24 protein-coding genes and 1 tRNA gene are annotated in these 21,684 nt (G+C 62.9%); 10 read left to right on the top strand and 15 right to left on the bottom strand.

Translation table 11 applies throughout. The features are described from left to right. Genes BZG29_RS02585 through mscL form a run of 4 tightly spaced genes read right to left on the bottom strand, consistent with a single transcriptional unit; the run spans position 1 to position 2,726 of the window. Entirely contained in the window at positions 1-345 is a 345-nt protein-coding gene (locus tag BZG29_RS02585) for a hypothetical protein (RefSeq protein ID WP_225317152.1), read from the bottom strand. Between the two features lie 15 nt (positions 346-360). Further along, positions 361-1,053 (bottom strand): DUF2461 domain-containing protein, encoded by a 693-nt coding sequence (locus BZG29_RS02580; protein WP_077398678.1) that lies wholly within the window; start codon positions 1,051-1,053, stop codon positions 361-363. A 21-nt stretch (positions 1,054-1,074) separates the two neighbouring features. Further along, a complete protein-coding gene (locus tag BZG29_RS02575; protein WP_077398676.1) occupies positions 1,075-2,235 on the bottom strand; it encodes a Do family serine endopeptidase in 1,161 nt (386 codons plus the stop codon). A gap of 41 nt (positions 2,236-2,276) precedes the next feature. Next, entirely contained in the window at positions 2,277-2,726 is a 450-nt protein-coding gene (gene mscL / locus BZG29_RS02570) for a large conductance mechanosensitive channel protein MscL (protein WP_077398674.1), read from the bottom strand. A 413-nt stretch (positions 2,727-3,139) separates the two neighbouring features. On the opposite strand from mscL, the gene petA reads away from it, so the two are divergent. The 8 genes from petA to BZG29_RS02525 all read left to right on the top strand — a co-directional run bounded on the left by petA (position 3,140) and on the right by BZG29_RS02525 (position 9,524). Then, the gene (gene petA, locus BZG29_RS02565) at positions 3,140-3,748 is read left to right on the top strand and encodes a ubiquinol-cytochrome c reductase iron-sulfur subunit (RefSeq protein WP_070258529.1); all 609 of its coding nucleotides are present in this window, start codon (positions 3,140-3,142) and stop codon (positions 3,746-3,748) included. A gap of 2 nt (positions 3,749-3,750) precedes the next feature. Next, on the top strand, positions 3,751-5,163 hold the full coding sequence (locus BZG29_RS02560) for a cytochrome bc complex cytochrome b subunit (protein WP_077398672.1): 1,413 nt from the start codon (positions 3,751-3,753) through the stop codon (positions 5,161-5,163). A 36-nt stretch (positions 5,164-5,199) separates the two neighbouring features. After that, positions 5,200-5,964 carry a cytochrome c1 gene (locus tag BZG29_RS02555; RefSeq protein ID WP_077398670.1) on the top strand — a complete coding sequence of 255 codons (765 nt, stop codon included), beginning with the start codon at positions 5,200-5,202 and terminating at the stop codon, positions 5,962-5,964. Between the two features lie 120 nt (positions 5,965-6,084). Further along, the gene (locus BZG29_RS02550; RefSeq protein ID WP_010394154.1) at positions 6,085-6,696 is read left to right on the top strand and encodes a glutathione S-transferase N-terminal domain-containing protein; all 612 of its coding nucleotides are present in this window, start codon (positions 6,085-6,087) and stop codon (positions 6,694-6,696) included. Positions 6,697-6,932: 236 nt separating this feature from the next. Continuing rightward, positions 6,933-7,445 (top strand): ClpXP protease specificity-enhancing factor, encoded by a 513-nt coding sequence (locus tag BZG29_RS02545; RefSeq protein ID WP_077398668.1) that lies wholly within the window; start codon positions 6,933-6,935, stop codon positions 7,443-7,445. Positions 7,446-7,471: 26 nt separating this feature from the next. After that, a tRNA-Thr gene (locus tag BZG29_RS02540) sits at positions 7,472-7,547 on the top strand. Between the two features lie 371 nt (positions 7,548-7,918). After that, positions 7,919-8,611 (top strand): Panacea domain-containing protein, encoded by a 693-nt coding sequence (locus BZG29_RS02535; RefSeq protein WP_216350345.1) that lies wholly within the window; start codon positions 7,919-7,921, stop codon positions 8,609-8,611. A gap of 706 nt (positions 8,612-9,317) precedes the next feature. Beyond that, a complete protein-coding gene (locus BZG29_RS02525) occupies positions 9,318-9,524 on the top strand; it encodes a dodecin (RefSeq protein WP_071325761.1) in 207 nt (68 codons plus the stop codon). Positions 9,525-9,551: 27 nt separating this feature from the next. Here BZG29_RS02525 and BZG29_RS02520 read toward each other — a convergent pair whose 3' ends face one another. Then, positions 9,552-9,863, bottom strand: coding sequence for a hypothetical protein (locus BZG29_RS02520; protein WP_077398664.1), 312 nt, complete (start codon positions 9,861-9,863; stop codon positions 9,552-9,554). Between the two features lie 162 nt (positions 9,864-10,025). Here BZG29_RS02520 and BZG29_RS02515 point away from each other — a divergent pair, with 162 nt between their 5' ends. Then, the gene (locus tag BZG29_RS02515; protein ID WP_077398662.1) at positions 10,026-10,400 is read left to right on the top strand and encodes a hypothetical protein; all 375 of its coding nucleotides are present in this window, start codon (positions 10,026-10,028) and stop codon (positions 10,398-10,400) included. Between the two features lie 210 nt (positions 10,401-10,610). Continuing rightward, positions 10,611-11,612: an EDSAP-1 family PEP-CTERM protein gene (locus BZG29_RS28305; protein WP_077398660.1), complete on the top strand. Its 1,002-nt coding sequence runs from the start codon at positions 10,611-10,613 to the stop codon at positions 11,610-11,612. 50 nt (positions 11,613-11,662) lie between these two features. On the opposite strand, the gene BZG29_RS02505 is transcribed toward BZG29_RS28305, so the two are convergent. The 10 genes from BZG29_RS02505 to BZG29_RS02465 all read right to left on the bottom strand — a co-directional run bounded on the left by BZG29_RS02505 (position 11,663) and on the right by BZG29_RS02465 (position 21,673). Next, positions 11,663-12,739 carry a tetratricopeptide repeat protein gene (locus tag BZG29_RS02505; RefSeq protein ID WP_077398658.1) on the bottom strand — a complete coding sequence of 359 codons (1,077 nt, stop codon included), beginning with the start codon at positions 12,737-12,739 and terminating at the stop codon, positions 11,663-11,665. A gap of 11 nt (positions 12,740-12,750) precedes the next feature. Continuing rightward, entirely contained in the window at positions 12,751-13,689 is a 939-nt protein-coding gene (locus BZG29_RS02500) for a type II secretion system F family protein (protein WP_077398656.1), read from the bottom strand. 118 nt (positions 13,690-13,807) lie between these two features. After that, complete coding sequence (locus BZG29_RS02495; protein WP_077398654.1) at positions 13,808-14,785, bottom strand: type II secretion system F family protein; 978 nt, start codon at positions 14,783-14,785, stop codon at positions 13,808-13,810. Between the two features lie 13 nt (positions 14,786-14,798). Beyond that, positions 14,799-16,145, bottom strand: a complete 1,347-nt coding sequence (locus tag BZG29_RS02490; protein ID WP_077408925.1) for a CpaF family protein — start codon at positions 16,143-16,145, stop codon at positions 14,799-14,801. Positions 16,146-16,195: 50 nt separating this feature from the next. Next, positions 16,196-17,365, bottom strand: a complete 1,170-nt coding sequence (locus BZG29_RS02485; protein ID WP_077398652.1) for an AAA family ATPase — start codon at positions 17,363-17,365, stop codon at positions 16,196-16,198. A gap of 52 nt (positions 17,366-17,417) precedes the next feature. Continuing rightward, complete coding sequence (locus tag BZG29_RS02480) at positions 17,418-18,026, bottom strand: TadE/TadG family type IV pilus assembly protein (protein ID WP_077398650.1); 609 nt, start codon at positions 18,024-18,026, stop codon at positions 17,418-17,420. After that, positions 18,016-18,498: a TadE/TadG family type IV pilus assembly protein gene (locus BZG29_RS02475; protein ID WP_077398648.1), complete on the bottom strand. Its 483-nt coding sequence runs from the start codon at positions 18,496-18,498 to the stop codon at positions 18,016-18,018. Before BZG29_RS02475 ends, BZG29_RS02480 begins: the two co-directional genes overlap by 11 nt. Beyond that, positions 18,495-19,922: a pilus assembly protein TadG-related protein gene (locus tag BZG29_RS02470; RefSeq protein WP_171984925.1), complete on the bottom strand. Its 1,428-nt coding sequence runs from the start codon at positions 19,920-19,922 to the stop codon at positions 18,495-18,497. Before BZG29_RS02470 ends, BZG29_RS02475 begins: the two co-directional genes overlap by 4 nt. Further along, complete coding sequence (locus BZG29_RS28045) at positions 19,912-20,214, bottom strand: hypothetical protein (protein ID WP_171984924.1); 303 nt, start codon at positions 20,212-20,214, stop codon at positions 19,912-19,914. The genes BZG29_RS02470 and BZG29_RS28045 overlap by 11 nt, the downstream gene beginning before the upstream one ends. A gap of 16 nt (positions 20,215-20,230) precedes the next feature. Next, the gene (locus BZG29_RS02465; protein WP_077398643.1) at positions 20,231-21,673 is read right to left on the bottom strand and encodes a type II and III secretion system protein family protein; all 1,443 of its coding nucleotides are present in this window, start codon (positions 21,671-21,673) and stop codon (positions 20,231-20,233) included. Positions 21,674-21,684: the final 11 nt, after the last annotated feature.

The raw sequence follows: 21,684 nt of genomic DNA, 5'->3' as shown, positions 1-21,684 counted from the left end.
CTAGCGTCCCGCCTTGTGCATGAGTATGGTGAGCAACAATAAGCTGTCTTCGCGCGCTTCCAGCGCGTGCGCCTGGCCGCCGAGCAGGTACAGCATCTGCCCCGGCCCCAGCAGCTGCACGCCGCCATGCGCCGTCACCGCCACCTGCCCTTGCAGGCACAGCAGGGTGATTTCGCCAAGCACATGATGCTCGGGCATGGTCTTACCCTTGGGCATGCACATGCGGATCAGTTCCAGCTCATCCGTCTTGGCCAGCGCGATGGCGGAAAACTGCGACAGGTCGTCGCCGTCCCTGCGCAGCACCTCGATCACCTGCCCTGAACTTGCGTGCTCCAGTGCCATCATGTGCTCCTTCCGCAATTACTCGGTGACTTCCTCCGGCTCTTTCGCGCCGCGCATCCACTCGACCAGCGGCCACGCATCCTTCAAGCCTTCCGCCAGGATCGGCAGAAGTTTCTCGGGTTCGTTCACGGGCAGCGGTATTTCGGTCCAGACAAAAAAGCTCTTCAGCTTGATGAATTCGATATGTTCGGCGTCCGCCTCGAAGCCCTTGGGAGGGCGCTGCAACTTGCCCTCGTTCTGGATGGTGCCGAAACGGGCTTTTAAACGCTTATTTTTCAGCACTTTGGAAAACCCTGGCGCGTCGTTGACCATGTGTTCGCGCAGCGCCTTCAGGCGCCCCGGTGGCGGCATGTATTCGCCGGCGCCGAACAGCAAGTTGCCCTGGCCATCGATCTGCAGGTAATACGTGGGACCGCCCGCCTTGCTGGGACGGCGCATGTCGTTCGGCGCGATGGCGGCCGAAAACCGCGTCTTATACGGGCTTTTATCGTGCGCGAAACGCACGTCGCGGTTGATGCGGAACAAGGCCTTCTTCGGATTGCAGTATTTCACGGCCGGATCGAACTTGCCGAGTTCAGCAATGAGTGACGTCACCAGCGCGAGGAATTCCTCGCGCAGGATGTCGTAGCGTGGCTTGTTCATGACAAACCAGGGACGGTTGTTGTTGTCGCTCAGTTCACGTAAAAATTGGGTCAAATCACGCACATGCATGTGTCAAATTCCGATCAGCAACTATTTGGAAAGCTCTTTCGGGATGGGGCGCTTGCCCACCATCACGTCGAGCGCCGCTTCGCGATTCTTGCGCAGCACCGTCATTTTAGCTTTTCCGCCGGGCGGCAGTTGGGCGATCAGGTTGAGCATTTCCGTCGTGTCGCCCACGGGCTTGCCTTCCACCGTCAGCAGGATGTCGCCGGGCACGATGCCCGCCTTGTCGGCCGGGCCGTTGCGCACCACGCCGGCGATGATGGCGCCGCTGCTGCGCTGCAAGTTGAAGCTTTGCGCCAGCTCGGGCGTGATGTCCTGCGTTTCCACGCCGATCCAGCCACGCACCACGTGGCCATCCTTGATGATGGCTTCCATCACGGTTTTCGCCGTCGAGACGGGAATGGCGAAGCCGATGCCGACGGAACCGCCGCTTTGCGAGTAAATCGCCGTATTGATGCCGATCAAGTTGCCGCGCGTATCGACCAGGGCACCGCCCGAGTTGCCGAAGTTGATGGCCGCATCCGTCTGGATGAAGTTTTCAAAGCTGTTGATGTGCAGGTTGTTGCGGCCCAGGGCGGAGATGATGCCCATGGTCACCGTCTGGCCCACGCCGAAGGGGTTGCCGATGGCCAGCACCACGTCGCCCACGCGCGCCAGTTCCGACTGGCCCAGCACGATGACGGGCAGCTTGTCGAGGTTGATCTTGATCACAGCCAGGTCCGTTTCCGGATCCAGGCCCACCACCTTGGCGGGCGCCTTGCGGCCATCCGTGAGCACGACTTCGATTTCGTCGGCGCCTTCGACCACATGGTTGTTGGTCAGCACATAGCCTTCATGGCTGACGATGACGCCCGAACCGAGGCTGTTTTTCAAGTCGTCGTCATCCTCGCCGTCCGGGTCGCGGTCGCCGAAGAAACGTTTAAAGAAGGGATCGCGCGCCAGCGGATGGGCGCCGCGCTTGGGTACTTGCAGGGTGAGAATGTTGACGACGGCGGGCATGGCGCGCGCCGCCGCGTCGCGGTAGGAACCGGGCGCCAGGCTGCTCGACGCCGTTTCCACCACGGGCACCGGTTTGGCAGGAGAGCCCAGTTGCTGTACCCGGCTGGCCGGGCGCAGCGCGCCGTACACAAAGTACAGCGCCAACGCGATCGTCACGGTTTGCGCAAACAATAACCAGAATCGTCGCATACAGTTCTCTGCCCAGGTCAGCCGGCCCGTGCCGGAACGACTTATTTTGCCAGATTGTTGCTGTTGCGTGCGTTCTGCTGCAGAGAGTCGCGGATTTCACGCAGCAGCACGATGTCTTCCGGCGTGGCCGGCGCCGGCGCCGGCGCGACCGGTTCGCTGCGGCGGGCCTTGTTCATCAGGCGCACCATCTGGAAGATGATGAAAGCCAGAATGACGAAATTGAGCAAAATGGTGAGGAAATTGCCGTAGGCCAGCACGGCGCCCGCCTTTTTCGCTTCCACCAGAGTCAGGGTCGTGGCCTGGCCATTCAGGGGCAGGTAGTAATTGGCGAAATCGAGGCCGCCGAAAATGCGGCCGATGGGCGGCATGATCACGTCTTGCACCAGGGAATCGACAATCTTGCCGAAGGCGCCACCGATAATGACACCGACCGCCAGATCGACGACGTTACCCTTCATTGCAAATTCTTTAAATTCTTGCATCATTGCCATGAATTTCTCCTTCGGATATGTATAAAAAACATGCCGATCATACTATTGATTCCCGGGCACACCAACTTGTGGTTGCCGGCGAGACCAATTCCGGCACAGCCGGGCGCATCTAGTTCGAAAGAACTAGCCACCTCCTGCAAAAGTATATAAATTATGGTACAAGCAACGTTTTTGTTTTATTCGTTGTTTGCTTCACTTATAATTTGCGGTTGCCAGAAGCGGCTTTTTCGCTTCCGGATAATCAACAAGAAACTGGCATGGGCTGCGCCATAGTCCGAAGTTCCGCAGGGATGTTGCCACTTTACCGTACAAAGATGCGGGTTGCGGCAATCAGTGGGAAAGAGCTTCGGCGACGGGTTTTTCGCGGCTGCCACTCATAATAAAGATTCGCATTTTGACTGATTGGGGTTTGCATGAGTAACGAAAAGCAGGTCGATTCAGGCCGTCGCGGCTTGCTCGTCGCCACGTGCGCGGCGGGCAGTGTAGTTGGATTGGCAACCGCGGGAGCCTTGGTAAGCACCTTCCAGCCGTCGGAGCGCGCGAAAGCGGCTGGCGCGCCGGTCGAAGTAGACATCACCACCTTGCAACCCGGCGAAATGCGCACCGTCGAATGGCGCGGCAAGCCGGTCTGGATCCTGAAGCGCACGCCGGAAATGATCGCGTCGCTCAAGCAAACCGATGGCAAGGTCGCCGATGCCAATTCCCAACGTAATCCCGCCGAATTCACGCCGCCGTACTGCATGAACGAGGCGCGCTCGATCAAGCCTGAAATTCTCGTCGCCGTCGGCATCTGCACCCACCTGGGCTGCTCCCCTTCCTCGAAATTTACCCCCGGCCCGCAACCGTCGCTGCCCGATGACTGGGAAGGCGGCTTCCTGTGCCCTTGCCACGGCTCCACCTTCGACATGGCTGGCCGCGTGTTCAAGAACAAGCCGGCGCCGGACAACCTGCAAGTGCCGCGCCATATGTACCTGAGCGACACCAAATTGCTGATAGGTAAAGACGAGAAAGGCGAGGCTTGATCATGGCTGCTTTCAAAGAAACGAAATTCCCGGCAGACGCTCCCGTCGCCGAAAAAGCGCTGGGCTGGGTCGATGACCGCTTTCCCCTGACCAAGCTGTGGAACGATCAATGGGGTAAATACTACGCCCCGAAAAACTTCAACTTCTGGTACATCTTCGGTTCGCTGGCCATGCTGGTGCTGGTGCTGCAGATTGTTACCGGCATCTTCCTGACCATGCACTACAAACCGGATGCGGCCCTGGCCTTCAATTCCGTCGAGTACATCATGCGCGAAGTGCCGTGGGGCTGGCTGGTGCGCTACATGCACTCGACGGGCGCCTCCGCCTTCTTCATCATCGTCTACCTGCACATGACGCGCGGCCTGCTGTACGGCTCGTACCGCAAGCCACGTGAATTAATCTGGCTGTTCGGTTTCGCCATCTTCCTGTGCCTGATGGCCGAAGCGTTCTTCGGCTACCTGTTGCCATGGGGCCAGATGTCATACTGGGGCGCACAAGTGATCGTCAACCTGTTCGGCGCCATCCCGCTGATCGGCCCTGACCTGTCGCTGTGGATCCGCGGCGATTACGTCGTTTCCGACGCCACCCTGAACCGCTTCTTCGCCTTCCACGTGATCGCCATCCCGCTGGTACTGCTGGGCTTGGTCGCAGCGCACTTGATCGCCCTGCATGAAGTGGGCTCCAGCAACCCGGACGGCATCGAAGTGAAGGAAAACCTGGGCGCCGACGGCCACCCGGTCGATTCGATTCCATCGCATCCGTACTACACCGTGCACGATTTGTTCGGCGTATCGATCTTCCTCGTCATTTTCAGCGCCGTCGTCTTCTTCGCGCCGGAAATGGGCGGTTATTTCCTGGAATACAACAATTTCCTGCCGGGCGATTCGCTGAAGACCCCGCTGCACATCGCGCCAACCTGGTACTTCACGCCGTTCTACTCGGTGCTGCGTGCCACCACGGCCGACTTCATGTACGTGCTGATGGGTGTCGTGGCCGCCTACGTGGTGTTCATCTGGCTCAAGTCGCGCCTGTCGACGACGGTCAAGTCCGCCATCGCCGGCATCGCCATCGTCGCCATCATCGGCATGCTGCCGCAGGTGCTGGACGCGAAATTCTGGGGAGTGGTGTTCTTCGGCGGTTCCGTCGTGATCCTGGCGTTCCTGCCATGGCTGGACCATTCCCCCGTGAAATCGATCCGCTACCGTCCGAACTGGCACAAATATGTGTATGCCATCTTCGGCCTGTCGTTCCTGATCCTCGGCTACCTCGGGACCCAGGCGCCAACGGATGCGAAAACCATCGTGTCGCAAGTGTGCACCCTGATTTACTTCAGCTTCTTCCTGCTGATGCCATGGTGGAGTGCCATGGGCAAGTTCAAGACCGTGCCGTCGCGTGTGACGTTTCACCCGCACTAAGCCGCTCTCACGCCACGCTCAAAGGACATACATCATATGAAGATTGCAAAAAAACTGCTCGCCATCCTGGCACTCGTGCCCGCCATGGCTCTCGCCAGCGAAGGCGGCTTTCCGCTGGACAAGGCTCCTGACCGCCAGACCAACATGGCAGCGCTGCAGCATGGCGCCAAATTGTTCGTCAATTATTGCCTGAATTGCCACGCCGCCGTGTCGATGCGCTACAACCGTCTGAAAGACCTGGGCTTGACGGAAGACCAGATCAAGCAGAATCTGTTGTTCTCCGGCGATAAAGTCGGCGACTTGATGACGACGAGCCTGGCACCGCAGGACGCCAAGGCCTTCTTTGGCGTCGTACCGCCGGATTTGTCGGTAATTTCGCGCGCGAAATCATCTTCCGCTGGCACAGGCGGCGACTACCTGTATACTTACCTGCGTACGTTCTATAAAGACGACACTCGTCCGACCGGCTGGAACAACATGGTCGTGCCGAATGTTGCCATGCCGCATGTATTATGGGAATTGCAAGGTGTCCAGACTGCCAAGTTCGTGGAAGAGAATGATCCGCACGAAGCTGGCAAGAAGATCCACAAATTTGCCGGCTTCGAGCAGGTCAAGCCCGGCACGTTGAACAAGATCGAGTATGACAATGCGGTAGCCGACCTGGTCGGCTACATGGAGTGGATGGCCGAACCGGCACAACAGACACGCAAGCGCCTGGGCGTTTGGGTGCTGCTGTTCCTGTCGGTCTTTGCTCTGCTGGCATGGCGCTTGAATGCGTCGTTCTGGAAGGAAGTCAAATAAGTGAGGCGCCGGCCATAGGCCGGTTTATGCCTGTTTCTGCGTTGTCCGCATGAGTGGACAAGCGACCTGGGGTGAGCCGTTCGCGGCTTCACCCCCTTTGTTTCTAAGGAACTATAAAAAATGATGGTTCTCTATTCGGGTACAACCTGCCCATTTTCGCAACGCTGCCGCCTGGTCCTGTTTGAAAAAGGCATGGACTTCGAAGTGCGCGACGTCGACCTGTTCAACAAACCGGAAGACATTTCGACCATGAATCCGTATGGCCAGGTGCCTATCCTGGTCGAACGCGAACTGATCCTGTATGAATCGAACATCATCAACGAGTACATCGATGAGCGCTTCCCGCATCCGCAACTGATGCCGGCCGATCCGCTGATGCGCGCCCGCGCGCGCCTGATGCTGTTCAATTTCGAAAAAGAACTGTTCGTGCACGTGCACGTGCTGGAAAGCGAACGCGCCAAGAGCAACGACAAGGCCCACGACAAGGCACGCGCGGAAATCCGCGACCGCCTGACGACCCTGGCGCCGCTGTTCCTGAAAAACAAGTACATGCTGGGCGACGAATTCTCGATGCTCGACGTGGCTGTCGCGCCGCTGCTGTGGCGCCTGGACCACTACGGCATCGAACTGTCGAAGACGGCCGCACCGCTGATGAAATACGCCGAACGCATCTTCTCGCGTCCTGCGTATATCGAAGCGCTGACGCCCTCGGAAAAAGTCATGCGCCGTTAAAAGATATCCCCATAAAGCTGCTGCGCAGCCCGCTCTCGACTTGGCGTTACTCGCCGTACTGAAGTACGGCTGCGTTACTCAAGCCGATATCGGGCTTGCTCGCGACGCTTTCTGGGGCATCTTGGGCCAACTGTATTCTTTGTTCTTTTATCGAATGAGTTGTCCCATCGTTTCATTGAATTACCGGTGCGCCCGCCATTTGTTGCCGGCGGCGTTCCCGCCTCACCGTGCCTACCATGTCTGAAATCTCAACCAAACCTTATATGCTGCGCGCCATCTACGAGTGGTGCACCGACAGCGGCTACACGCCTTATCTCGCGGTCAAAGTCGATTCGCGCACCACGGTACCGATGGAATACGTGAAAAAGGGCGAAATCGTGCTCAACATCAGCTTCGGCGCCACCAGCGGCCTGAAGATGGACAACGACGCCATCCGCTTCCACGCCCGCTTTGGCGGCGTCTCGCGCGAAATCTACGTGCCGGTCGACAACGTGATGGCCATCTACGCCAACGAAAACGGCCAGGGCATGGCCTTCGAGCCCGTGCTGGGCAACGATGACCCGGACGCGCAACCGACGGACAGCCCGGCCTCCGCCGACGTCCCGCCGCCAGCGATCGCCCCGGTCTCCAGCGGTCCCACCCTGTCGTCCGTGCCGACCAGCTCCCCCGAACAACGCGACAGCGCCACGCCCGGCGACGACGAGCCGCCAAAAAAAGGCGGCCGCCCGACCCTGACACGCATTAAATAGCGTATAATTCGCAACGCGCAGTTTTTGCCGACTTAGCTCATTTGGTAGAGCAGTTGATTTGTAATCATCAGGTGGCCAGTTCGAAACCGGCAGTCGGCACCAAGAATATCAAGGGCTTACAGAAATGTAAGCCCTTTTCTTTTGGACCAGCAGCAAGCAAGTGACAACGCCAACTTATAGTTGCGCCTCTCTTGATTACAAGCAATCACACCTCAGGTACTACTTTCCAGCGTGGCTTCTTGTCGACGTTCCCGGCAAAGATAGGCATCAATCAGTGTGGTTTCCAGGCTGGTACACGGTGGAACCCTTTTTGCCGCATGACAACATGCAGAAGCACGTTGGCCGACCTCCCCGTCTAGCGGCAAAACCAGCCAGCCGATACGCTGGCGCTTATCGATTTCGTTTGACAATTATCAAAACTACTGTACATTTATACAGTTAAACTGATTTCATCCACTTTCCGCACATGTTGCATGGGCCAGAGCATCATGCACGGCAATATGTTGACAGCGATGTACTTTGTGCGTAGATTGATCTCGAATAGCTATCCAAATTGCTCAAAATTGATGCGATGGAGGCTCAAAATTATGCAAAACTTATATTCCGAAAAGAAAGCCGCGCAGGTTGCCGCTTACTTCCTATTTCAAGCCCAAGGCCGCCTTCCTGTACTTAAGCTGATGAAGTTGCTTTATCTAGCAGAGCGGCGCTCATATGAGATGTACGGCGATCCGATCATTGGCGACAAGCTTGTTTCTATGGATCACGGACCTGTTCTGTCTCAAACATTGAACCGCATTAACGGAATGTCCTCATCTGAAGATAATGGGTGGGATGCGTGGATCGCGGATCGTGAGGATCATGCTGTGGCTTTGCGTGACGGAAGTCGGATTCGCTCGCCAGAGCAAGACCTTCTGGAATTATCTGAAGCCGAGTTTGAAGTTCTCGCAGAAACGTGGAAAGATTTTGGTCACTTGAGCAAATATCAGATTCGCGACCTCACTCACAAAATTTGCCCTGAGTGGGAAGATCCTGAAGGCTCATCAGTACCCATCACCTTAGAAAAATTGTTCGAAGTACTTAAATTCAATAATGAACAGACACGGTTACTGAAAAAACAATTGCGCGAGCAGCAGGCGATCAACGCCGCTTTTACATCGGCGGCATGATGCCCGGCTGGTTACCGCGAGCCAAGGAAACACTACTCATACCATCTGGCCCTGGTGGTTTGTTTCATTTATTTGTAGTACTCAATGACCCAGCGCCCATCGATGGCTATCCTGACAATATGTGCGCGTTGGTATGCGTTTGTTCGACCTATCCGAACGTCCCGTTCGATGCAACTTGTGAGCTTCAGGTCGGAAGCCATCCTTTCGTAGAGCATCACAGTCACATCGCCTACAAGCATACTCGACTGGAGCCTGCGGCAACATTGTCGCAATTGGTGGAGAGCAGGGTATTTCGTATGCACCGTCCTTGCGGAGACCCGCCTTTTTCAGAGATCAAAGCCGGACTGAATGCATCGAAGTTCACGAAGGGTGCCTTCAAACGACTACCAATTTAGTTGTGTAGCTAACCTTTTTTCTTCCCAGGCGCCTGCCGGATGCTCCTGGCGCCATTGACGCTCATCGCGACCCGAAGTGAACGCATAGCGTGGGACGCAACGCGGACTATCTCCACCCACACGCCAACAAGACCAACTGACGTCCCGGTTTTAACCGACAGCAATGTTGCCAGCATGCTGGCGGCCTTCGCCCGATTCGCAATCGCCTTGCTGCACCGCGCAATGACTATCAGCACGTTTAGGCGCAAGATGAGCACGTGCCTGCGCAAAGCAGGCTCCCGATGTCTGGCTTGCCTACCTGGGGAAATATCATGTCCGCACACACTTACAAGCTGATCGAACTGGTCGGCACGTCGACCGAGAGCAGCGATCAGGCGATACGCGATGCCATTGCCAAGGCGGCGCTCACTGTCAAGCACATGGACTGGTATGAAGTGACCGATTCGCGCGGCCATATCGTCGACGGCAAGGTGGCGCACTTCCAGGTCACGCTCAAGGTCGGCTTCCGGCTCGAATAAAGGGATCGGGTAAGACAGGCGGCGCGCTCACCGCCGCCCGGCCGCTCCCCGGCTTTCCAGCCACTCCCGGCCGCCGGCCTCCAGCGCGGTCTCGATGACCTTGTCCGGCAAGCTGTAGACGGTCGCCCAACTGGCGCGGCCATCCTGCGTGTTGGCGGGAAAACTGTGCGTCTCGATCGGCCAGTGATATTTGCGCTTCAATGCCTTGACGATGGCGGCCAGCGAGACGCGGCCTTGCAGCGGTTCGGCGCCGGACTGGTCGCGGTTCGACAGCAGCACGGCCAGGACCTGGCCGCGGCCCGTGCGCGCGCCGGGAAAGGTGGGGGTTTTGTTTGCCATGGCCTATTTTACCGGGCAATGATCGGACGAGAGGCGATGTGCCGCACCTTTGATCCGGCGCAAGCGTCGCAGCGGCGTTGCGTCCACGATGGGCATTTCGCCAGGCGTGCCGGCGCCCCTCCGGCAGCCTGGGCCTATCATCATGGGGCACAGGAGCCTATCATGCACAGCCTGAACATCCACGCCATGCAATGGCAACCCGTCGCCGATATTTCCGCCGTCAATCCGCTGCTGCCCGAGGATCTCGCCTGCTTTCGCGAGCTGCGTGACGTGCTGCAACGCTACGGCGCGCTCGACCGCTTCGGCATTTCCCTGATCCACCGCCATTTCGACATCGCCGACGACGAAGAGCTGATGGAGTACACGGATGCGGAAGCACGCATCTTGACGGTAAAACCTGTCAAGAAAAGCGACATCGACTGGAATCACACGACGATTACCAACTGGAAATTGACGGAAAGCGAGGAAGTGGCGCGCATCGGTTGCGGCTGCGCACGCAATTCGGGCGGCCACCTGGGCTATCACCGGGGCACCTGAGGCTGGCCGCCGGCGCCCGCCAAGCGGCGTCGGCCTTTCTTACACTTCACTTCATCCAGCTCAGTTCGCTTTGCGCAAGCACTTGATTTCTTGTGATATTTTTGTGTGGCACGCAAGCTGCTTATCCCTGTCTACGAGATGAATCCAGGCAAGTCATTCTGGATTCTTTGTCCCCGGATTTTCCGAGACTGACCACGACAAGAGGCTGCGATGAACGTTGATCACACACGAAGCAAGACCCTGGGCTGGCTGGGCGCACTGGCGGCGGCGAGCCTGCTGGCCAGCGGCCAGGCACAGGCCGGCGCGTACGGCCTGGCCGTCAATGAATTGAACAATTTCCGCATCACCACCAGCGCCGGCGCGCTGTCGCTGGCCGGCGCCAACCGCAATGCCAGCGACAGCGCCTTCTTTCAGGGCGGCGTGGCCGTCAATCCGCGCGCCGTCAATACGGGCCCGGCCGCCAACGCCGACGTGCTGCAAGTGTGCTCCGGCGGCGGCTGCAGCGGCTTGCCGCAAAACCACTACGCTCCCAGCCCCAGTTCCACCCTGGAGTTTGCCCGCGGCGATGCGCATGCCTTCGGCAACATGCTCAATGGCGGCGCCAGCGTGAGCGCCGTGGCGGAAGCACAGCGCAACACGATCGGCGCCGCCACGGCCACGGCCGGCGACACGCTGACCGGCTCCGTCAACCTGACCCTGTCGAGCGCCGGCTTCATCACCTTCAGCTTCATGGGACGGCGCGACTTGCGCACCAGCGTGACGACCATGGGCGACAAGTCGAACGTGTCGATCATGGATATCTTCAATATCTCGTGCAACAGCGCCAGCCCCGTCGGCTGCCTGTCGAACGCGAATGCCGATGGCGTGATCTTCCAGTTCGCCCCCGACGGCAATGCCGGCAATGGCAGCGACGTCAACGGCAACCATGGCGCCGGCAGCCTCGACCCGTTCAGCCTGAACATGACGGCCGGCACGAATGACCCGGCCACCGGACGCGCTTTCACGAATGACTTTGCGCTGTTTTCCCTGACTTCGAATTTCGCCCTGCCGGCCGGCAGCTATACCTTGAATTTCTCCAAATCCACGCGCACCGATATCGTCGTCATCGATCCCCAGGCCGTGCCGGAACCTGGCACGCTGTTCCTGCTGGGCATGGGACTGGCAGCCCTGGCTTTTACGCGCCGCCGCCGGCCACAATCATCAGCGGCATGAAATAACGCGGCGCCTCATGGGCGCCGTTTTTTTGCCTCAACAGCGGCGTTTTAACCGAGCCGCGCCAACGCCTTGCGCGCCAGTTGCAGTTGCTGCAGATAATAGCGGTGCAGCATGGCCGGATCGCTCAGGTCGCGCCCCAGTACCAGACGCAGCTCGCTGGCGGGGCAGTCGCCGGCCTGGGTTTCTACCTGAGTTTGCACCTGCGTCCCCAACTGACGGGCCAGCTGGCGCGCCGCTTGCTCCTGCGCGGGCCGGTACTCGACGCGCGTGCGCGCCACCTGGAAGCCGGTTTCATTGGCCAGGCGCACCACCTGCACGGGAGCGCCAACCAGGCTGCGCGCCAGGGCGGCGGCCAGGCCAGGCACGCCGTTGCCGTTCACAATTTCCAGGCGCGGGCGGGGCGCGGCAGCGGCCGGCATGGACCGCTCGGCCGTGACAGCGGGCACGCTGCGCGCGGCGGCCGGCACGCGCTGCAAGCGGGCCATGCCGTCGCCTTGCGTGATTTCGATGCGCGCCATGGCGGGCGCATCCGGCAACGGCGCGGCCGCGGGCACACCCTGCGGCGGCGCCGCGTTGCGCAAGACGGCCATGTCGCTCCGTAAATCATGTTCCTGCAGGCTCTGCGCCTGGCGCCGCATGACGGCCGCGCGCGCGTGCTGTCCCAGCCGTTCGAGCACTTGCGCCAGGTGCTGCCAGGCCAGCGCATTGAGCGGATCGAGCAGACACGCCTGTTCCAGCGCAGTCAACGCTTGCGCATCGCGCCCGCGCAAATAGTAGGCGCGACCGAGATTGCTGAACAGATACGCCTGTTGCGGCTGCGGCGCGCCTGCCTCCTGCGTCAGGGCCAGCCACTGGGCGATCGCCGCGTCGTGCTCGCCCTGCTGCGCGTGCAGCACGGCCAGGCCGTTGCGCGCATTCACATGGCGCGGCGCGGCGCGCAAGGCTTGCGCATAGGCCGCTTGCGCGGCAGGCAGGTCGCCCCGCTCGAAATGCTGGCGCCCCGCCGCATAGGCGGCATCGGCGTCCGGCCACTGCGGCACCGGCGCGTGGGCCGGCGGCGTGGTACAGGCGGCCAGGCCCAGGCAGGCGCAGGCGGTGGCCAGGCGGGAAATCGTCAAGCGCATGGTAACTCCTTTCAGCGGTTGGCCATGGCCGGCACGAGCACGCGATAGACCTCGATCACGGCCGGCCCCATGAGCACCAGCATGAGGGTGGGAAAGACGCAAAAGATCAGCGGGAACAGCAGTTTCAGGGCGATCTTCGCGGCCGCCTCCTCGGCCAGCAGGCTGCGCTTGCCGCGCAGGTTTTCCGAGTGCACGCGCAGCGAATCGCCCATGCTGGTGCCGAAGCGTTCCGATTGAATCAGCATGGCGACGAGGGTGTCGACATCTTCCACGCCGCTGCGCAAGGCCAGGTTGCGCAGCGCCTTTTCCTTGGAAAAGCCGGCGCGCATTTCCATCAGCACCAGTTGCAATTCCTGCGCCAGCACCACGCTTTTAATGTGGATTTCGCCCGATACCTTCACCAGCGCGCGCTCCAGGCTCAGGCCCGCTTCCACGCACACGGTCAGCAAGTCGAGCGCGTCGGGGATGTTTTCAAAGATGTCGCGCTGGCGCCGCTTGGCCGTGCTGGCCAGCACCAGGTTCGGCAGGTAATAGCCGACGGTGGCGCTGACGCACAGCAGCAGCAACAGCACGCTGCGCAGCTGCGCCGCCATGGCGCTGGCCGCATACAGCCCCAGCACGGTGGGGAACAGCAGGGCCAGCACGGTCTTTGCGGCAAAGTACAGGCCCGGCGCGCTGGCCTGGCGCCAGCCCGCGTTCATGAAGCGCGTGCGCAGCGGCGAGCGCTCCCAGCCCTCTTCCGGCAGCGACAGCTTGCTGAACGGCTGCGCCACGCGCGCCACGCGCTCCACCCAGCCCGTGTCGGCCACCGCCTCGCTGGCGGCCGGCGCCATGGAACCGAACAGGCGCTGGCGCAAGGCGCCGGGAAAGAAGATCAGCCACGCCAGCAGGGCCAGCGCCACCACCACGGCGAAGACGATCAACAGGAACAGCAGTTGCGGGCCAGTCATGGCATTTCCTCCGATTGATCGACTGACAAAACGTTCAGGGCTAGGCGTGTCGCCGAAGGCAGTACGACAGTACGACAAGGCGACGCAACAACGCCATGGACTTTTTTCAGACGATCTCTTAGATGCGGATGCGGATCACATTGCGCATCCAAACTACACCCAGCGCCACCATGCCGGCCGCGTACCACAGCAGTTTGATGCCGCTGGGATCCGTCCACAACAGGCTGATGTATTGTGGGTTGACCAGCGCCATCACGCCGATCATCACCACCGGCATCAGCCCCAGCACCCAGGCCGACATGCGCCCCTCGGCCGACAGCACGCGCACCTGTCCCAGCAGCTTCAAACGGGCGCGGATGATGCGCGCGATGCTGACCAGCACTTCGGCCAGGTTGCCGCCCGATTCGCGCTGCACCAGCACGGCGATGACGAGGTAGCGCAAGTCCGTCAGCGGAATGCGCGCGGCCAGGTTTTGCAGCGCCTCGTTCATCGGCACGCCGTAATTGATCTCTTCGTGCGCCATCTTGAATTCGCCGCTGATCGGCTCATTGAGTTCATCGCCCACCATCTGCAGCACATTCGAAAACGAGTGCCCGGCGCGCAGTGCGCGGGCCAGGAAATCGGCCGCTTCCGGCAATTGCGCCTCGATCTTTTTCAGCCGCGCCGCGCGCGCGCGCAGCACGATCATGCACGGCCCGCCGCCGGCCACGCCCAGCAGCAGCAAGGCGCCCGGCAGCGGCATGGGCCAGATGGCCAGCCACAGCAGCGCCAGCAGCAGCAAGACGCCCGCGCCGCCGAGGAACTGCGCCACCGACCAGGACAAGCCCGATTGCAGCAGCAGGTGGTCGAGCTTTGCCGCCTGCGGCAGGCGCCGCAGCCAGCGCTCCAGGCCAGGCGAACGCGCGTAGCGGCGCTGCTTGAGGATGGAAACCCGCTCGCCGCCCGCCTCGCCGCGCGCCGCCATCAGCCGCAAGCGCCGGTTGATGCGCCGCGCCGCGCTGCCGTGCGTGCCCGCCCACCACAGCCAGGCGCCTTCCACCATCAGGATGCAGGCGGCGAACAGCAGCACGGCAAAGCCGTAGAAGACCAGGTCCATGATGCGTCCCCCTCTATTCGTAGATGCGGTCGGGGTCGAACACGCTGTCCGGAACCGGCGCGCCGAACATGCGCAGGCGTTCCGTGAAGCGGGGCCGCACGCCGGTGGCGCAAAAGTGGCCCAGCACCTTGCCGGCGGCATCGACGCCCGTCTGCTCGAAGCGGAAGATTTCATGCATGGCGATGATGTCGCCCTCCATGCCCGTCACTTCCTGCAGGCTGACCAGCTTGCGCGCGCCGTCCGTCAGGCGCGACACCTGCATCACCACCGTCACGGCGGAACAGATCTGCTGGCGCGTGGCGCGCGGCGTCAGGTTCACGCTGGCCATGCCGACCATGTTTTCCAGCCGCGCCAGCGCATCCCTCGCCGTGTTCGAGTGGATGGTCGCCAGCGATCCTTCATGCCCCGTGTTCATCGCCTGCAGCATGTCGAGCGCCTCGGCGCCGCGCACCTCGCCCAGGATGATGCGGTCGGGCCGCATGCGCAGCGCATTGCGCACCAGCGCGCGCTGGCTCACCTCTCCCTTGCCCTCGATATTCGGCGGGCGCGTTTCCAGGCGCACCACGTGCGGCTGGCGCAGCGCCAGTTCGGCCGCATCCTCGATGGTGACGATGCGCTCGCTGCCGGGAATAAAGCCGGACAGCACGTTGAGCAGGGTCGTCTTGCCGCTGCCCGTGCCGCCCGAGATCAGGATGTTGACCTTGGCCTGCCCCAGCGCCTGCAGCACCTGCACCATGGGCGGCGTCAGGCTTTTATAGTCGAGCAGGTTGGCGATCGTCAACGGCTGCACGGCAAAGCGGCGGATCGACAGGATCGGGCCATCGACGGCCAGCGGCGGAATGATCGCGTTCACGCGCGAGCCGTCCGGCAGGCGCGCATCGACCATCGGGCTCGATTCGTCGACCCGCCGTCCCACGCGCGAGACGATTTTTTCGATGATCTTCATCAGGTGCGCATTGTCGTGGAAGGTCACGTCCGTCAGCTGCAGCCGCCCGCCCCGCTCCACATACACCTTGTCGCAGGTGTTGACGAGGATATCGGACACGCTGGCATCGGCCAGCAAGGGTTCCAGCGGGCCGAAGCCCAGCATCTCGTGCTGGATGTCGAGCACCAGGCTGTGGCGTTCGTGCTGGTTCAGGACGATGCGCTCTTCCTCGATCACGCGCTGCACCAGCAGCGCCAGCTCGTGCTTGAACTGTTCGGCCGTCAGGCGTTTCAGGCGCTCCAGGTCGATACGGTCGAGTATCGTCTGGTGCATGGTTTTTTTCAGTTCCTGGTAGGCGTGCAGCGCCAGCGCCCCTTGTCCATTCGTGGCGGGGCGCACCGTTTCATTCGCCGCCAGGCGTTCGCGTAAAGTCATCTCGGCTCCCATGATGGCTCCCGGCGGGAGCCTTGACATCCATTGCTGTCCTAAGCCTCGCTGCGGCTGAACAGGCGGTCGAACAGGCCGCGGCTTTCCGTCACGCGGCGCGCCGTCACCAGTTCCACCAGTTCGGCCAGGCTGCGCGCCACGGCGCTGGTGCGCGACAGCTGCAGCAGCGGAATGCCCTGGTTGACGGAATCGGTGGCGGCGATGTAATCGTTGGGCACCGTGTGCACCACTTCCGCGCCCAGCGCCTGCTCCAGGTCCGCCAGGCGCAGCCGCCCGCCCTTTTCATAGCGGTTGACGATCAGGCGCAGGCGTTCGCCCGGATAGCCGAGCGAGCGGAAAATGTCGAGCAGGCGCCGGCCGTCGCGGATGTCCGGCAAGGCCAGCTGCAGCACCGGATAGATGGCGTCGGCGTTGTCGAGCGCGCGCAGCGACAGCGCATCGATCTGGCGTCCCACGTCGAGCACGATGTAATCGTAGTGCTGGCGCGCCACGGCCAGGATGCGGTCCATGTGCTCGGGCTGCATGTCGACCTTGTGCGCCGGGTCGTCGGCCGCCGCCAGCACGCCGAAGTTCGGCGTGATGTGCACCAGGCACGAGGCGAGAAAGGCGCCGTCCATGCGCGCGATCTGCGCGCAGATGTCGGACAAGGTCATGGCCGGCTTCTGGTCCGAGACATACAGGGTGGCGTCGCCGAACTGGCCGTGCAGGTCGATCAGCAGCACCTTGCAGCCTGCCAGGCTGGCCAGCGCGTAGGAAAAATTCGTCGACAGGAAGGTGGCGCCGCTGCCGCCCTTGCACGAGATGAAGGCGAGCACTTTGCCGTCGCGCATCTGCGTCACGCCGGCCTGGATATCGACGCGGTCCATCGCTTCGTGGAAAGCCTTGTGCACCAGCGGCAGCTGCAGCACTTCGCGCATGCCGGCGCGCATGGCGCGGATCAGCACATCCTGCTGCTGGCCGCGCGTGAGCAGCATCAGCACGGCCAGCGGATACTGGCGCGCCAGGCGCTCGAGCAGGTCGGCTTCGTCGGCATCGATGCCGCTGGCGTCGACGATCACCAGCTCGGGCGCTTCGGGCAGCATGCGCTCGACGGCGTCGCGCAAGCCGCTGCGCCGGTCCAGCAGCCGCAGCACGGGCATGCGGGCCGCGCCTTGCGCCGCGATTTCATCGTGCAGGCTGGCGTCGCGGGTAATCATCAAGGCTTTCATCACCCCTCCTTCATTCAAGGCAATACATTCGGCTGCGCCGACGCACTGGCGCTCATGGACAAAAGCCGGGATTGTCCGCATACCCCAGCGATTCGGCCACCGCCATGGTGGTCCCGCTGGGCAAACGTATGGCGCCTGCGCCGGAGGGAAACATCATTCCCAGCAGCGGCAGGATGGGCCGGTACGGCACGCGCTCGCAGCGCGCGCCGACGCCGGGCTGGCACAGGCGCGCCCGCACGAAGCGGATGCAGCTGGCGCCGTGCGGATCGTCCAGGCAATTGATGCGGTTGCGCTGCGGGCAACCCGGCAGCACCGTCACCGGCAATACCGCCAGCACGGCGCCGCCATCGCTCTCCGACAGATAGTCGATGCGCACATGCGCGTCGCCGAGGCCGCCGCCGAGCGGCAGCGTGCCCGGCGTGGCGCGCAGCACGGCGTGCGTGCGCACGGCTTGCAAGGCGCCGGCATCGCTGAAATCGGTGACGGCGGCAGCACGCGCCGCGCGCCGGGTAATTTCATGCACCATGTTCCACATGTACACGGCACGCGCCACTTCCAGCATGGCGAACAGGAACAGGAAGAACAGCAGCGCCAGCATGGCGAATTCGACGGCGAAGACGCCGCGCTGGCGCTGCCGGCGGAGGTGCGGATTAATGGACATAGCGCAATGTCGCGTTGGCGCGCAGCGGGATCGGCGCCAGTTGCGGCAGCCACTTGCGGGTCAGCGCAGGCAGGAAATCGACCGGCATGTCGGCGGTGACCTTGATGCGCACCTGCAGCGGCGCCGTCGCGTAGCTGCCGCAGCCATAGGAATCGTCGGCATACACGCAGTCCACGTTGACCCTGGCGGCCTCCATGCTCGGCCAGCTTTCCGCCATCGCCTCGACCACCATCTGCCGGGCCAGGGCGGCGCCCTGGTTCGCCGTGCCGATGCTGCCCATCTGCGGCAGCGGCATGGTCGCCATGTAGCGCGCCGCATCGTGCGCGCTTTTTTGCAGGGCCGTGTACACCAGCAGCGCGCGGCCGAACAGCAGCACGAAGGGCAGCAGCGCCATGAAAAACAGCAGGATCAGCGCCAGCTCGATGGCGGCCACGCCGCCCTGGCGCCGCGCGGCGCGGCGGAGCGGCCTCATTGCAGCAGCTCCGCGGGGCCGGCCAGCGTGCCCTCGTCCACCAGCCCGTCAAATTCGGCGCTCAGTACGCCATTGCTGGCCGGCGCCGTCATGAAGAAGCGGCCGATGCCGCGCACCCGCGCCAGCACGTCGCTGCCGGCCGGCACGGGGCAAGCCAGCAAGGGAATATGCAGCAGCCGGCGCTGCGCCACGCCCGTGTTGCCGGTCGGCGCCGTCTGGAAGCCCAGCGTCTGGTAGGGCGGCGTGGCAGGGTAGCCGGACTTGGCGGCCGGCGCGGCCGGACTGGCCGGATACAGCCTGGGCCAGTCGCTGGTGGCAAACGGCAGATAGCCGCCGGCCGGCTTCGGGTTGCTGTACCTGGCCGCCCGGGAAAACGACCACAGCGGTCCATAACTGCCGACGGCGGGCGGCGTCGCGTTCGATTCCGGATCGGCCACGGACAGCAGCGGATTGCCCGCGCTCAGGGCGCTCGGCGCGTCGGGCGTGTTCATCATCCACCAGCTCGGGGCCGTATTCGGATAGGCGCGGATATTCGTGTCGGGCGGCGCCGTGACGGCATGGCAGCCGCTGCCCGCATGCTGGTTGAAGCGCGCATTGAAGGCCGTCCACAGCGCGGCGGGAAAAGGCCGGTGCACATGCATCTGGGCGCTGCCGATGCGCGGATACAGCACCGTGCCGCTGCAGACAAACGGCAGCACGCTCGCTTCGCCGACCTGCTGCGACGGCCCCACCACGCCCGGCTGGCCCAGCGGATTGAGCACGAAGTGTTCGGCCGCGGGGCCATGCGGATTGAGTTTTAACAGGTTGTACGCCACGCCGCGGCGAAAGCCATACTCCAGCAACTCGACGGCCGGCAGCAGCGCCGCATTCGTGCGCGGACTGGCCGCGCTGGCCGACAGCGCGCAGATGGCCAGCGGCATCAGGCGCAAGCTGGTGCGCCCCGCCACGGCGCGCGCGCCCGTGTCCAGGGTGCGCAACGCCGGCGACCAGGCACCGAGGAACGCCGTCGCCACCCGTCCCAGCGAAGGTGTATTGGCCTGCGTATCGACGCGCACGAACAGCGCCGTGGCGGCGTCGGGCACGGCGCCAGCCGCATGCCAGCCGCTGGCAGGCGCGTCGGGCGTGCTGGCGAAGCGGATGCTGGCGTCCGACAGGATGGCGCCCTGCATGCGGCGGCGCCATGCGCTGCGGTCGGCCGCACTGCCCTTGGCTTTTTCCACCGCGACGAGCAAGCCCTCGGGCGTGCCCACCAGTTCCGCAGCCGCCGCCATCGCCGCATTGTCGGCCAGGTTCTGCAGCTCCGTCTTGCGGCCGATGACTTGCCCCACATCGAGCGCCAGGCCGATAAAGCCCAGCACCACGATGAGCAGGATGGAAAAGGCGATCAGCATCGCCCCGCGCTGGTGCTGGCGTCTATTTGCCACTGCCGCCTCCCAGCATGAACTGCACCGGCTGCGGTGGCTGGGCATTCGGTTCGGCAAACGACGCGCGGTAGCGCTGCATGACGGCGTGCGCGCTGGGTCCGTCGAGGCCATCGGCCGGCCGGCGATTGCCCGCGCCGGCCGGCTCGCGCACCTGCTGCGCCATGGACAGGCGCACGGCGTCGCCGAAGCGCCGGTCCAGCTGCGGCGTGCTGCCGTGCGCGCAGGCGGCCAGCTGCAAGGCCAGCACCAGGGCGGCGCAGCGCCGCAGCGACGTCAAGAGCGAGTTCGGCATGGCGTATCTCCCCGTCTCATTTCAACTCGAAACCGTTGGCCGCGCGCGGCGGCGGCACGGACGGCGGCGCCGAGGGCACAGGCCCTTCCATCTTGCCGCCCAACATCAAGTCCATGCGCGAAGGCGGCGCCAGCTGCGCCGTCGGCAGCACGGCATCGGCCGGCAAGGGTTTGACCAGGTGCGCGGTAATGACGAACAACAATTCCGTGCGGTCGTGCTGGAAATCCGTGCTGCGAAACAGCGCACCGAGGATAGGCACTTCGCTGAGCCAGGGCACGCCCGTGATATTGCTCACCTGGTTATTCTTGATCAAGCCGCCGATGGCGTAGCTCTGGCCGTCGTACAGCTGCACCGTGGTCGAGGCGCGCCGCGTGGTGATGACGGGCAGAATCGAGCGTCCGCTGACGCCGGCGGCGGAAATGCCCACCCCCTCGCGCGACAGTTCCGACACTTCCGGCGCCACCTTCAAATTGATGCGCCCGCCCGACAGCACGGTGGGCGTAAAGCGCAGGCCGACGCCGTATTCGCGCTCTTCCAGGGTGATCTTGTTGTTGTCCTGGCCGACGGGAATGAAGATCTTGCCGCCGGCCAGAAAACTGCCTTCCTGCCCGCTGATCGCCATCACCGTCGGTTCGGCCAGGATGCGCACCAGGCCATCCTGTTTCTGCGCCTCGATGGTCAGCTGCTGGCGGCCATTCGACTTGCGCACGTCGAGCAAGCCATTGGCCGTGCCGCTGAGGAAATTCGACAGCAAGGTGGTGGCCCAGCTGCCGGACGCGAGGCGCAGGGTGGCGCCCACTTCCAGCCGCTCCAGCAGGGACTTCGACACTTCGGCAATTTGCACGGCCAGCATCACCTGCTGCGGCGCGCTGACGTCGAGCATGTTGATGATGCGGCTGTTCGCGCCGCCCGCGCCGCTGGCGGGCGCCGTGGCGGCGAGCGGCATGGCGGCGCCATCGGCAGGCTTGGGCAGCGCCAGCGCTACCGTGGCGCGGCGCACGTAGGCGTGCGCCAGCTCGACGGCGCGCAGCACGGCGCCCGCATCCTGCACCGTGCCCGACAGCACCAGGGTATCGGCCACGGCCGTGACGCGGATGGCTTTTTCTTCCGGCATCAGGGCCGCCAGGGTCGTTTGCAGGCCGGCTGGGTCCATGCTGACGCTGACGTTCACCACGCTGCACACGCCGCTGCGGCCCTGGATGATCATGTTCGTGCTGCCGACGTCGACGCCGACCACATATAAAGTGTCGGGCGCGACCAGCATGGCTTGCAGCACGGCCGGATTGCCGACACTGCGGGCCAGCACCGCCTCGGGCAGGCGCAGCATGCTCGACTTGCCCACCTGCAGCTGCAAGTTGCCGGGCGAGGCCGCTTCACCGCCGCAGCGCGGGCCAGGATCGGCCGCCGCGCCGGCAAGCGGCGACAGCAGGCAGAACATTATCAGCAGGGCGCGGTTCATGAGCGTGTCCA

The sequence above is a fragment of the Janthinobacterium sp. LM6 genome, assembly GCF_002002885.1.
Taxonomy (GTDB): Bacteria; Pseudomonadota; Gammaproteobacteria; order Burkholderiales; family Burkholderiaceae_D; genus Janthinobacterium; species Janthinobacterium kumbetense.
Note: the sequence above shows the minus strand (reverse complement) of the source record. Positions and strands in the feature narration are given on the sequence as shown.